We start from the raw sequence: 12,639 nt of genomic DNA, 5'->3' as shown, positions 1-12,639 counted from the left end.
GCCCGTGCCCGACCCACTCCCCACCCACGCCGGACCGTTCGCGCTCGGCACCTTCAGCAGCGGTACCGACGCCTTCCCCGGCCTGGTCACCGGCGCCCGTGTGCGCGACCTGTCCGACCAAGTGCCGTCCGTGCGCGCCCTGTTCGACGACTGGGACACCCGGCTGCCCCGCCTGCACGAGCTCGCCGCCTCCGCCGACGGCACCTGGCACGAGCTCGCCGGGCTGCGCGTACTGGCCCCGGTCGAGCCGGGCCAGATCCTGCAGAGCGGCGCCAACTACCGCAAGCACGTGGTGGATCTGGTCGCCGCCGAGAAGGAGAGCGTGCACGGCGCCACCCCCGAGGAGGCCCGCGCCGACGCCGAGAAGATGATGGACGAGCGGATCCGCAGCGGGGTCCCGTACGTCTTCCTGGGCTCACCGCGCGCCATGTGCGGTCCGTACGACGACATCGTGCTCCCCGAACTCGGCGAGCAGCACGACTGGGAACTCGAACTCGCCCTCGTCATCGGGAAGTCGGGCCGGAACGTCCCGGCCGAGGAGGCGATGAGCCATGTCGCCGCCTACACGATCTGCAACGACCTCACCACCCGCGACCGCCTCTACCGCCCCGACCTGAAGGCCATCGGCACCGACTGGTTCACCGCCAAGAACGCCGACACCTTCCTGCCGACCGGCCCCTTCCTCGTCCCGGCGGACTTCGTCGGCGACCCGAACGACCTGCGGATCACCCTGCGCCACAACGGAGTCGTCCGCCAGGACGAGTCCACCAAGGACATGATCTTCGACATCCCGCGGCTCATCGCGTACGTCTCCACGACCACCACCCTGCGCCCCGGCGACCTGCTGCTCACCGGCTCCCCGGCCGGCAACGGCGCGCACTGGGGCGTCTTCCTCAAGGCCGGGGACGTCGTGGAGGCGGAGATCACCGGTCTGGGCCACCAGCGCAACACCGTCAGGAGCCAGGCATGAGCTTCCAGCCCATCACCCATCTGCGCCATGTCGACCTGGCCGTACCGGACTTCGACACCCAGCGCGCTTTCTACGGCACCACCTGGGGGCTGACCGAGGTGGCCAACGACAGCGGCATCGCCTTCTTCGCCGCCGAGGGCAGCCCGGAGCAGTACATCGTGCGGATCCGCAAGGACGAGCGGAAGCGGATGGACCTGCTCGCCTTCGGGGCCGTCTCGCCGGCGGCCGTGGACGAGCTGGCGCTGCGACTGGGGCGGGCCGGGATCCAACTCGTCCATGAACCCCGGGCGTTGGACACACCCGGCGGCGGCTACGGGTTCCGCTTCTTCGATCCGGACGGACGGGTCGTCGAGGTGTCCGCCGACGTCGGGACCCGCACCCACCGCAAGATCGAGGAACGCGAGGCGATCCCGGTACGGCTGTCGCACTGCGTGGTCAACTCCCAGGACCCGGAAGGCCTGCGGGACTTCTACGTCGAGCACCTGGGCTTCCGGCTCACCGACACCCTGTTCTCCACGCACATGGGCGACCTCATGTACTTCCTGCGGTGCAGCCCGCTGCACCACTCCTTCGCCATCGCCCGCGGACCCCATGTCTCCCTGCACCACGCCTCGTTCGAGATGCGCGGCGTCGAGGAGTACATGCGCGGTACGGGGCGTGCGCTGCGCGCCGGGACCCGGCTCACCTGGGGGCCCGGACGGCACCTGGCGGGCGACAACACCTTCTCGTACTTCCACGACCCGCACGGCAACACCGTCGAGTACACGACCGAACTCGCCGTCCTCGAAGAGGACCTGTGGCACCCCGGCAGGCACGACGTCGACGACCCGGTCACCCAGGACCAGTGGGGCACCGCCGACCCGATGAGCGAGTCGGTCGCCAAGGAGCAGTTCAACGACCCCGACGTGCTCTTCGAAGCGCCGCCCGTCTGAGCAACCACCCGCAGAAAGGCCGCAGTTGTGGCAGAGATCCTGAAGCACGCCGTACCCGGGGCGGAGGTCACCGCCTCCCTCGGACAGGTGCGCGAGACCGTCGCCGGTGTCATCGCGGACATCCGTGAGCGCGGTGACCTGGCCGTGCGCGAGTACTCCGAGAAGTTCGACAAGTGGAGCCCGGACTCCTTCCGGCTGAGCGAGGAGGAGGTCGAGAAGATCGTGGCGTCGGTGCCGCAGCAGGTCATCGACGACATCCGGTTCGTGCAGGAGCAGGTGCGCACCTTCGCCCGCCGACAGCTCGACTCCCTGGGCGAGTTCGAGGTGGAGACACTGCCCGGCGTGCGGCTCGGGCAGAAGCACATCCCCGTGCAGGCCGCCGGCGCCTACATCCCCGGCGGCCGGTACCCGCTCACCGCCTCCGCCCACATGACCATCGTCACCGCGAAGGTGGCGGGAGTACCGCGGGTGGTCGCCTGCACACCGCCGATCCACGGCGAGATACCGGCCGCCACCGTCGCCGCCATGCACCTCGCGGGCGCCGACGAGATCTGGCTGCTCGGCGGCGTCCAGGCCGTCGCCGCGATGGCCGTCGGCACCGACACCATGCGGCCCGTGAACCTGATCGCCGGGCCCGGCAACGCCTACGTCGCCGAGGCCAAGCGGCAGCTCTTCGGCGAGATCGGCATCGACCTGTTCGCCGGCCCGACCGAGATCCTCGTCCTCGCCGACGAGCATGCCGACCCCTTCGTGTGCGCGGTCGACCTGCTCTCCCAGGCCGAGCACGGCCCCGACTCCCCGGCCGTCCTCGTCACCACCTCCCGCGAGGTCGCCGAGAAGACCATCGCCGAGGTCGAGCGGATCCTGCCCGGCATGCCGACCCGCGACTACGCCGAGCCCGCCTGGCGCGACCACGGCCAGGTGCACGTCGTCGACACGATCGACGAACTGTACGCACTCGCCGACGAGTTCGCCTTCGAGCACGTCGAGGTGCTGACCGCCGAACCCCGCCTCGCCCTGGAGAGGATGAGCCAGTACGGCGCCCTGTTCCTCGGCGAGGGCACCTGCGTGTCCTTTGGCGACAAGGTGATCGGCACGAACCATGTGCTGCCGACCCGCGGAGCCGCCCGCTACACCGGCGGCCTGTGGGTGGGGAAGTACCTCAAGACGGTGACGTACCAGGAGGTCAGCGACCCCGCCTCGCAGGCCCTGCTCGGCCGGCTGTGCGGACGCGCCTCCCGCGTCGAGCTGTTCGAGGGCCACGCCCGCTCCGGCGACGTCCGGGCCGCCAGGGCCGCCGGCGACGAGCTGCCCTGGAACACCGCGTGAGGCTGGACGGGCGTACGGCGCTCGTCACCGGCGGGGGAGGGCCGCTCGGCCGGGCCTTCGCACTGGCCCTCGCGGACGCCGGCGCCCGGGTGGTCCTGGTCGGCCGCAACGAACAGGCCCTCGCCCAGGCGGCGGCCAAGGTGGGCGACGCGGCCCGAACAGCCGTGTGCGACGCCTCCGACCCGGCCTCCGTGCGGGCCCTCGCCGCCGAACTCGCCGACGAGGACGTGTCGTTGCTCGTCAACAACGCGGGCGTCGCGGGCCCGGTGCGGCCACTGGTCGACGTCGAACCGGACGAGTGGGACGAGGTGTTCGCCGTCAACGTCCGCGGTGTCTACCTGATGTGCCGGGCCTTCCTGCCGCCGATGATCGCGGCCCGACGCGGCGACGTCGTCAACGTCGCCTCGGTCAGCGGCAAGCGGCCCCTGCTCAACCGCACCCCCTACACGGCCTCCAAGATGGCCCTGCTCGGCCTCACCCGGACCCTCGCGGGCGAGGTCGGCCCGCACGGCGTCTCGGTCAACTCCCTTTCCCCGGGCCCGGTCCGGGGCCCGCGCATGGACCGCAACTTCCGCCTCACGGCCGAACTCACCGGCTGCACGGTAGAGGAGGCCGAACGCGACTTCGCCTCCCGGGCCGCCCTCGGCCGGCTCGTCGAGGAGGACGAGGTGGCCCGCGCGCTGGTCGCGATGCTCGCGATGCCCGGTCTGTGCGGGGCCGACATCGACCTGTCGGCGGGGATGATCGCACCGGCGTAGGCGGACAACACATCGCGAACGGCGAGGTGGACGGCGTGACAGCCGCCCGCCTCGCCCTCGTGCGTGCGCCGCCGAGCGGCCTATGGCCACTCTGTGTGATCGCCATGGAACCGGCCGCCCGATCCGAGGCATCGGGTTCCGGGATGCGTGTGCGAAGTGCCTGTTCCCTGTTCCCCAGGGCTGCTTCACTCCCTCGTGCGCACCTCAGGTGCCCTGGTCCGAGCCGTCGCCGCCGCGCATCAGACGGCCGGTTCGTCACGCTGCGCAGCGGCGCACTCGATCCCTGGGAAGGCATGCAATGACGCTGATCACCCGACGCTCCCTACTGATCGCCGGCACGGCCGCCACGGCCGGAGCCCTGCTCGTCCCGGCCGGCTCCGCCACGGCCGCGCCGACGGCGACCGGCAAGCAGATCACGGTCGGCTCCGGCGAGACGTACGAGCTCTCCGCGACCACCCGGGTGAGCCGGCTGACCATCGCGGAGGGCGGCAGGATCACCGCCCCCGACGGCTACAGCCTCTCCCTCACCGTGGACGGCGTGGAGACCGGGCAACTGCTGACCGAGACCGGAGGCACGGCGACCCTCATCCAGGCCGGCACCTACCGGGGTGACGTGGTCCTCACGGTGGCCACCGCGAACGAGGTGACGTACGAGACGCTCACCTTCCCCTTCCGCCAGGCCCTCTACGTCGGCGCGGACGGCGTCGACCGCGACAGGTCCGTCCTCGCGGCCGTGCTCGGCGGCAGGCTCACCGACACCCTCGCCCGCAACGTGTCGGTCACCTCGACCGGCGAGTGCTTCGACGGCGTCTTCGTCCAGGACGCCACCTACACGCTGGAGCGGCCCACCATCTCCCTGACCGGGAACGGCCGTTGCGACTTCGCGGGCTACGGCGCCGCGGTCGTCGGCGACGGCTCCGCCACCAAGCTGGTCGTGGACGGCGCCCGCATCAGCAACAAGGGCGTCGTCCGCACCGGCGTCATCTCCAACGACGGCGCCAACGTCGTCGTGAAGAACTCCACCGTCCGCTGCCGCAACGGCGTCCTGCCCTCCGACTACCAGGCCACCGTCGAGACCCCGTACATGGAGTCCGTGCCCTGGATGCTCGGTCTCGACGGCAATGTCCGCGCCACGAACCTCATAGGCAAGAACAGCCGGGCCACCTACCTCAACTCCACCGTGTTCTCGGAAACGTGGGGCGCCCTGTCGGTCGAGGGCGGCAGCGGGCTCAAGCTGACCGCGGTCAACAGCCACGTCGGCAACACCGGGGCGTACGGGTACGGCACCTACGCCATCGGCGACGCCACCGTCCGCGTCCTCGGCTCCCGCTTCGACGTGGGCAGCTACGCGACCATCATCGCCGGGCCGGCCGCGGTCGTGCACTACGGCGACAGCACCAAGGACGCCGTGGCCGCGCTCAGCACCGAGCTGGAACTGGGGCTGACCGCCGCCGAGTTGGCGGCAATCCCGGCGCGCAGCACGGTCGTGAACTCGGGCCACTTCGGCTACATGTTCTTCGGCGCGGGCCAGTTGACCCTCGACGGAGGCACCGTCGTCAACTCGGAGCGGGCCACGTTCCTCAACAAGGGCCAGCAGACGACCATTTCGGTCGACGGCTCCCAGGGTGCCCGCCTCAATCCGCGCGACGGGATCATCCTGCAGATGATCGAGCTGGACGACCCGGGTCCGGTCAACGTCAACGGCAAGATGATGAACGTGGGCGTCTACACCGAGCCCACCACCGACCCGGCCAAGGACTCCACCTTCGACACCACGGCCGTCCACACCACCGACGGAGCCGCCACCTTCACCTCGATCGCGGTCAGAGGCGACTTCTACAACGGCATGCGCACGGGCAAGAACATGGTCCTCACCTTCGAGGACTCGACCGTCGAGGGCGTCATCTCCGCCACGAAGGCCAAGCACCGGGTCGCCACCATCGACTCGTCCACCTACTACGAGCTCGGCATCGTCACCAACACCGTCCAGGCCGCCGTCAACAACGGCGCGATCGTGCGGCTGAACAGCGGCTCGACCTGGACGGTCACCGGCACCTCCCATCTCACCTCCCTCACCCTCGCCGCCGACGCAGCCGTGACGGCGCCGCGCGGCAGGACGGTGAAGCTGACGGTGGACGGCACCGAGACCGCGCTCGCCGCAGGCCAGAGCTACACCGGCGACCTCGTCCTCACCGTGGCGTGACGTCGGCAGGCGTGAGCGGATGAGTCAGGAGGCGGAGGCCGACCGTGCCTCCGCCTCCTTGGCGATCTCGTCGAAGCGCGCGCCCATCGCCTCCGCCAGGGCCTGGGCGCCCGACAACGGCCGCACCATGACCATGAATTCGTCGATCAGGCCGTCCTCGTCCAGATGGATGAAGTCGCAGCCGGTCAGCGTCCGGTCGCCCACCCGCGCGGTGAACACCAGCGCGTGGTCGCGGCCGTCGGCGCCGGCGAGCTCACGCTCGTAACGGAAGTCCTCGAAGACCTGCGACACCGCGCGCAGGATCGCCGCAGTGATCGCCTTGCCGGGGTACGGCTTGAAGACGACGGGGCTGGTGAAGACGACGTCCTCGGCCAGCAGGGCCTCTACGGCGTCCATGTCCCGGGCCTCGACCGCCTCGCGGAACGCTCGCATCACACCACCTCATAATCAATTTGTTGACTAGGTGTGGATGAGGGTAATCAGTCGCGGTGGCGGTGTCCACTAACCTGATGCGGATGTTCAGCCCCGAAGGCCCCAGCCTGCGTGAACTCGCCGTCCAGGCGTTGTCGTCCGTCGAGCACGGCTACGACCTGCTCGCGCCGAAGTTCGACCACACGCCCTTCCGTACGCCCGCCTCGGTGCTGGACGCCGTAGCCGCCGCGCTGGCCCGCTCCGGGCCCTGCGACACTGGGCTCGACCTGTGCTGCGGCACCGGCGCGGGCGTCGAGGTGCTGGCGCGGGTGTGCCGGCGGAGTGTCACCGGGGTCGACTTCAGTGCGGGCATGCTCGCGGTGGCGCGGGAGCGGGTGCGGCCGGCGGGGCCGGAGGTGTCCTGGGTCCGGGCGGATGCCCGCGCGCTGCCGTTCCGGGCGGGCTTCGACCTCGTCGTGAGCTTCGGGGCGTTCGGCCACTTCCTGCCGCAAGAGCTGCCGGGGCTGTTCGGGCAGGTCCACTCGGTGCTGCGGCCCGGCGGCCGCTTCGCCTTCCCGGTGCTGGCGCCACCCCGGCCGACGTCCCCCGCGTACTGGATGCTGCTCGGCTTCGACGCCGTGATGCGGGTGCGGAACGCCGTGTGGCGGCCGCCATTCGTCATGTACTACCGGGCCTTCCGGCTCGGGGAGGTGCAGCGGGAGCTGGAACTCGCCGGGTTCCGGGTCGAGTTGGAGGCGCTGCCGGAGTTCGGGCGGCGGGATGACGGCAGCCCTCGGGTGCGGCTGGTGACCGCAGTCAGGACCTGAGCCCCGCCGGGGTCACGGGTCGGACGCGTCGAGCGCGCCGCCCAGCGCCAGTGCGATCGCCGCTTCCGGGTCCAACGCCCGTCCGTCGCCCGCCACTTCACTGAAGCGGGCGTCGCCGAGGGAGGCCCGCAGCCGGCGCTCGTACTCCCGGTGGAAGACCGTGCGGTCCGGTCTGCCGAGCTGCGGCAGGCCCGCCGCGTACCAGAGGCGGCGGCTGACGCCGAGGAGCCGGGCGGCGAGTTCGTCCTCGCCGCGCGCGGCCTGCGCGGCGACCAGCAGGTCGGCGACCGCGGCGGCGCCCAGCCGGTCGTGCACCCGCCACTTGGCGGCCAGTGCCGCACGCGCGTGCCGCACCGCCTCCTCCGCGCGCCCCAGGCCGATCCCGGAAAGGGCCACGAAGAAGTCGCCCCAGGCCCGCATCCACAGCTCCCCGCGCTCGGCGCACTCCGCCCGCAGCCGCTCGGCGACCGCCGCGCACCGCTCGAACGCGGCCTGGCCGGCCAGCAGATACGCCTGCAGAGCAAGGGTCAGCAACTGGAAGAACTCGGCCCCACCGTGCCCGGCCGGCGCCTGCCCGACGCTGCCGTACAGCACCGCCGACCGCGCCGACTCACCCCGCACCGCCAGGCTGGCCCCCGTCAACGGCAGCGCGGGGACGGGGAGGTGCCGCTCCTCGGCGAGCCACACATAGGCGGCGCTGACCGACTCGGCGGCCTCCAGGTCGTCCGGTACGACGGTGACGAGGCGATGCGCCCACACCGCGAGGGTGTGCTCGGGCCCGCCCTCCTTCGGCGCCCGGCGCAGGGCCCGCTCCAGGTAGGCGCGGCCCTCCTCGGTAAAGCCGCAGGCGAACCAGAAGTACCAGAGGGAGCCGGTGAGTTCGAGCGCGGTCTCGGGCTCCGGCGCCGTCAGGCACTCATCCACGGCGAGCCGCAGATTGGCGTGCTCGGCGCTCAGCCGCTCCGCCCACATGCGCTGCCCGGGCCCCAGCCACTCCGTCTCGCCCTGGCGGGCGATCCACCGGAAGTAGTCCCGGTGCCGGCGCCGTACCGCCTCCTGTTCGCCCAGCCCGGTCAGCCACTCGGCGCCGAACGAGCGGACCGTGTCCAGCATCCGGTAGCGCACCGGCGACTCCTGGCCGTCCCGGGCGACGATCGACTTCTCGGTCAGCGAGGCCAGCAGCGCCAGGATCTCCTCCGCGTCCAGCGGGCCGCCGTGGCAGACGAACTCGGCCGCCTCGACGTCCCAGCCGCCCGCGAACACCGACAGCCGGGCCCACAGCAGCCGCTCCAGGGGCGTGCACAGCTCGTGGCTCCAGCCGATCGCGGTGCGCAGCGTCTGATGCCGGGCCGGCCGCGGCCGGGCGGGGGAGACCAGCAGGTCGAAGCGGGAGCCGAGGCCCTCCAGGAGCCGGTCCGACGGGAAGCCGCGCAGCCGCACCGCGGCCAGCTCCAGCGCCAGCGGTATGCCGTCCAGACGGGCGCACACCGCGGCCACGTGCGCCCGGTTGGCGTCGGTCAGCGCGAACGACGGCACCGTCGCCGTGGCCCGGGCCGCGAACAGCGCCACCGCGTCGTCCCGTTCGCCCAGCGGCAGCGGGGCCACGGTCAGCAGCTGCTCGCCCGGCACCCCGAGCGGCTGCCTGCTGGTGGTCAGCACCCGCAACTGCGGGACGTTCGCGAGGAGTTCCTGCACCACCCGGGCGCACTCGTCCAGCACGTGCTCGCAGGTGTCCAGCACCAGCAGCACCGGCGCCCCCTCCAGGTGTTCGCACACCGCCTGCAGCAGCGGGCGCAGCGTCTGCTCCGCCAGCCGGGTCGCCTGCGCCACCGCGTTCGTGAGCAGGTCCGGGTTCCGCAGTTCCGACAGCTCCACGAGCCACGCGCCGCCGGGGAGACCGACTCGCGCGGCGTGGGCCGCCCGCAGCGCCAGCCGCGACTTGCCCACACCTCCCGGCCCCGTCAGCGTCACCAGCCGCTCGGTCCCCAACAGCCCGGCGATGACGGCGAGTTCGGCGCGCCGGCCGATGAAGGAGTTCGCCTCCGCGGGAAGGTTGCCGGTCCTGCCGCCCTGCACCGAGGCCGCCATCGTCCGCCCCCTCACCGGAACCGATGGCGGTCACCATAACCCCTCACGGGAGCCTGGTCGCGGGCGTACCGTGGAAGCGGTCCGCACACACAGGGAGGTGCGGGGATGCCCGTCGTACCCACCCGGAAAACCGTGGGACAGATGCGACACGGGGACCATCTGCTGCTCGGCTACGACACCGACGAGGAGCGCGAGACCGTACTCGCCGCCTTCCTGCTGGACGGCCTCGCCAGTGGACACCGCGGGCTCCTGCTGCCGCCCGCCGACATGCCGGCGGGACTCGCCCTCTCCTTCCTGGAAACGCACGGCTGCCGGGTCGACGACGAGATCGCGGCCGGCCGGCTGCGCGTCGACCCGCATCTGGCCGGGCCCGACGGGCTGTGGGACCTGGACGAGGTGATCCGCCGGGAGGCGCGCCTCGCGGTCGGCGACGGCTTCCTCGGCCTGCGCGTGTGCACGGAGATCCTGCGCGCCCGGGCCGGCAGCGGCCTCAAGTCCCTGCACGACACCGAGCTGCTGCTCGACCCCGTGTTCGCCTCGCTGCCGGTGCTCGGCATCTGCCAGTACGACCGCCGGGTCTTCGACGAGACGGAACTCGCCCCGCTCACCGGGCTCCACCACGGCCGGGTCGGCGCCGACGACGTCTGGCGCGACGACCTCCTCGCCATCACCCGCACCTTCGCACCCCCGGGCCTCGCGCTCGCCGGCGAGGTCGACGACACGAATGTCACCGCCGTGGCCCGCGCCCTGCACGCCGAGACCGTCCGCGCCCACGCCCGTACCGCGAACGGCTTCCGCACCCGCCTCGACCTGCACGAACTGAGCTTCATCGACGTGGGCGCCCTGCGTCTGCTGGTGTTCACCGCCCTCGGCCTGTCCGCGGCCGGCGGCACCCTCGAACTCTCGGGCGTCGCCCCGCACATCCAGCGGGTGATGCGCGTGACGGGCTGGGACCGGGTCCCGGGCCTGCGGATCGCGCCGGAGGGGAAGGGGCCGTGACCGTCCTCGTCGACGCCGACGACCGGCGTGACCGGCCGCCGCCGTCCCTCACCCGGCCGCGGGCAAGGTGAACTCGTAGACCAGCGCGTCCTGTTGGGCGTCCACGACCAGGTCGGTGATCTCCAGCGGGCGTGCGTACTGGTCGTGCACGCGCCGCCGCACCCGCACCGAGGGCGCGTCCGCGAGCGGGGTGATGGAGTCGCGGTGGTACAGGGTCAGGCCCGCCCGGCGCATCCAGTCGTAGGCGCGGCGCAGCTGTGCCGAGGCGGCGCCGTCCGCGCGGTCGCGGTAGCGGGCCAGCTCCTCGACCTCCGACAGGGCCACGGCCGAGAAGGACGTCACGGCCGTACGGCGGCCACGGCCGTCAGCGCCCGCGGACTCGTACCGGTGCACCAGCGTAGGCCGGTGCGGGGCGAGCCCGAGCGCCTCGGCATGCTCCGGCGGGGGAGTCTCCCAGGTGACCGTGGACCGGTCGGCCGAGGCGGGGTCCGCGGTCCGGGCGCCGAGCGGGAAGGCCGGCGCGGACGGGGTCTGCACCGGAAGGCCGGGCAGCGTGGCGTGGCTGCCGCGCCGGTCGGTGGCGACCAGGCCCTCCCGGCGCAGCACCTCCAGCGCCTGCCGTACGGTCTCTCTGCTGACCCCGAAGTGCTCGGCCAACTGCCGCTCGCCCGGCAGCCGTTCGCCGGGCGGGACGGTCCCGTCGCGCAGTTCGCCGAGCAACTGCGCGGCGACGTGCCGGTACAGCGGCCGCCCCTCGGCGGGGGCGTGATCGTGCGGGGTGGTGCGGGCCATGCCGCGCCTCCTGTTGGTGACGTGCCGTAGCCGTGCGGGCTGATTGCGTCACCAGATCTAGCATTGGTCTAAACCAACAAGGAAGACCGACCCGGTGGTTCGGCCGAAACCGCACCACTTGCAGTGGCGCCTACAGCGCGCCGTAGAGGGCCTCGATCAGCGCCATCTTCCGTGGGTCGTTGGCGATATGAGGCCCCATGCGGTTCATGACGTACCCCAGCGAGACGTCGGCCTCCGGGTCGGCCAGTCCGCAGGAGCCGCCGAAGCCGTCGTGTCCGAAAGCCTTCGGGTTGGGTCCGTACGATCCGTTCTCCCCGCTCAGCCACAGGCCGAGCCCGAGCTCCGTCTCGCCGTCGAGCCCGGCACCGAGCACCAGGTCCCGGCAACTGCCCTGCCCCTCGCGAACCCGCTCCGCCGCCGCCTCGGACAGGACGCGGTGGCCGTCGTACGACCCCCGCCCCGCGAAGATCGCGTACAGCGCGGCGACGGCGCGCGCGGTGCCGTGCCCGTTCGCGGCGGGGATCTCCGCGGCCCGCCACGCGGTGGTGTTGGCCTCGTCGGCGCCGACGACCGGATTGGTCAGCGCGGCGAGGGCCGCGGGCGTCAACTGGCTGAAGATGGCGGCCTGTTCGCTGCTCGACGCGGCGGGCGGATGCACCAGCTCCGCCGCCCGGCCGGCCTCCGTCTCCGGCAGCCCGACAGTGAAGTCGATCCCGAGCGGCCCGGTCACCTCACGCTCCAGGAACGCCCCCGGCCGCAGCCCGGAGACCCGCCGCACGACCTCCCTGACCAGGAAGCCGTACGTGAACGCGTGATACCCGGACGCCGTCCCCGGCTCCCACCAGGGCTCGGTCGCCGCGAGCCGCTCCGTCGTGAACTCCCAGTCGTAGAGCTGCTCCAGCGAGTGCGGCTCCCGTAGCCCGGACAGTCCGGCCCGGTGCGACAGCAGATGCCGTACGAGTACCTTCTCCTTGCCGGCCGCGGCGAACTCCGGCCAGTACCGGGCCACGGGCGCGTCGAAGTCGAGCAGCCCCCGATCGGCGAGGATGTGCGCGCACAGGGCGACGGGCCCCTTGGTCGTCGACCACACGTTGACGAGCGTGTCCCGCTCCCAGGCCCGGGTGCGCGCGGCGTCGGCCCACCCGCCCCACAGGTCCACCACGGTCTCACCGCCGACCCTCACGGTGACGGCGGCGCCGAGCTCCCCCCGCTGCCGGAAGTTCTCCTCGAACGCCTCCCGCACCGCCGCGAACCGTTCGTCGCAGTGACCGTCCACGTGTGGCTCGCGCTCCGCCATGGGATCCTCCGCCGTCCGCCGGAAACCCGGACC

11 protein-coding genes are annotated in these 12,639 nt (G+C 72.3%); 7 read left to right on the top strand and 4 right to left on the bottom strand.

The window, feature by feature from the left end; genetic code table 11:
- Nucleotides 1-4 precede the first annotated feature (4 nt).
- The 5 genes from MQP27_RS50440 (at nucleotide 5) to MQP27_RS50420 (ending at nucleotide 6,192) form a co-directional block, all read left to right on the top strand.
- Nucleotides 5-970: a fumarylacetoacetate hydrolase family protein gene (locus MQP27_RS50440; RefSeq protein WP_242779335.1), complete on the top strand. Its 966-nt coding sequence runs from the start codon at nucleotides 5-7 to the stop codon at nucleotides 968-970.
- The gene (locus MQP27_RS50435) at nucleotides 967-1,902 is read left to right on the top strand and encodes a VOC family protein (protein ID WP_242779332.1); all 936 of its coding nucleotides are present in this window, start codon (nucleotides 967-969) and stop codon (nucleotides 1,900-1,902) included. Before MQP27_RS50440 ends, MQP27_RS50435 begins: the two co-directional genes overlap by 4 nt.
- Before the next feature lie 27 nt (nucleotides 1,903-1,929).
- Complete coding sequence (gene hisD / locus MQP27_RS50430; RefSeq protein ID WP_242779329.1) at nucleotides 1,930-3,231, top strand: histidinol dehydrogenase; 1,302 nt, start codon at nucleotides 1,930-1,932, stop codon at nucleotides 3,229-3,231.
- The gene (locus tag MQP27_RS50425; RefSeq protein ID WP_242779326.1) at nucleotides 3,228-3,989 is read left to right on the top strand and encodes an SDR family NAD(P)-dependent oxidoreductase; all 762 of its coding nucleotides are present in this window, start codon (nucleotides 3,228-3,230) and stop codon (nucleotides 3,987-3,989) included. The genes hisD and MQP27_RS50425 overlap by 4 nt, the downstream gene beginning before the upstream one ends.
- A gap of 298 nt (nucleotides 3,990-4,287) precedes the next feature.
- Complete coding sequence (locus tag MQP27_RS50420) at nucleotides 4,288-6,192, top strand: hypothetical protein (RefSeq protein ID WP_242779323.1); 1,905 nt, start codon at nucleotides 4,288-4,290, stop codon at nucleotides 6,190-6,192.
- A gap of 24 nt (nucleotides 6,193-6,216) precedes the next feature.
- Here MQP27_RS50420 and MQP27_RS50415 read toward each other — a convergent pair whose 3' ends face one another.
- A complete protein-coding gene (locus tag MQP27_RS50415; RefSeq protein WP_242779320.1) occupies nucleotides 6,217-6,624 on the bottom strand; it encodes a nuclear transport factor 2 family protein in 408 nt (135 codons plus the stop codon).
- An 83-nt stretch (nucleotides 6,625-6,707) separates the two neighbouring features.
- On the opposite strand from MQP27_RS50415, the gene MQP27_RS50410 reads away from it, so the two are divergent.
- Nucleotides 6,708-7,430: a class I SAM-dependent methyltransferase gene (locus MQP27_RS50410; protein WP_242779317.1), complete on the top strand. Its 723-nt coding sequence runs from the start codon at nucleotides 6,708-6,710 to the stop codon at nucleotides 7,428-7,430.
- A 12-nt stretch (nucleotides 7,431-7,442) separates the two neighbouring features.
- On the opposite strand, the gene MQP27_RS50405 is transcribed toward MQP27_RS50410, so the two are convergent.
- A complete protein-coding gene (locus tag MQP27_RS50405) occupies nucleotides 7,443-9,518 on the bottom strand; it encodes an ATP-binding protein (protein ID WP_242779314.1) in 2,076 nt (691 codons plus the stop codon).
- 141 nt (nucleotides 9,519-9,659) lie between these two features.
- Here MQP27_RS50405 and MQP27_RS50400 point away from each other — a divergent pair, with 141 nt between their 5' ends.
- Nucleotides 9,660-10,517 carry an MEDS domain-containing protein gene (locus MQP27_RS50400; protein WP_242779311.1) on the top strand — a complete coding sequence of 286 codons (858 nt, stop codon included), beginning with the start codon at nucleotides 9,660-9,662 and terminating at the stop codon, nucleotides 10,515-10,517.
- A gap of 48 nt (nucleotides 10,518-10,565) precedes the next feature.
- Here the strand turns inward: MQP27_RS50400 and MQP27_RS50395 are convergent, their stop codons facing one another.
- Nucleotides 10,566-11,309, bottom strand: coding sequence for a GntR family transcriptional regulator (locus MQP27_RS50395; RefSeq protein ID WP_242779309.1), 744 nt, complete (start codon nucleotides 11,307-11,309; stop codon nucleotides 10,566-10,568).
- Between the two features lie 130 nt (nucleotides 11,310-11,439).
- Nucleotides 11,440-12,606 carry a serine hydrolase domain-containing protein gene (locus MQP27_RS50390; protein WP_242779305.1) on the bottom strand — a complete coding sequence of 389 codons (1,167 nt, stop codon included), beginning with the start codon at nucleotides 12,604-12,606 and terminating at the stop codon, nucleotides 11,440-11,442.
- Nucleotides 12,607-12,639 lie beyond the last annotated feature (33 nt).

This window comes from Streptomyces cylindrosporus (assembly GCF_022698165.1).
Taxonomy (GTDB): domain Bacteria; phylum Actinomycetota; class Actinomycetes; order Streptomycetales; family Streptomycetaceae; genus Streptomyces; species Streptomyces cylindrosporus.
Note: the sequence above shows the minus strand (reverse complement) of the source record. Positions and strands in the feature narration are given on the sequence as shown.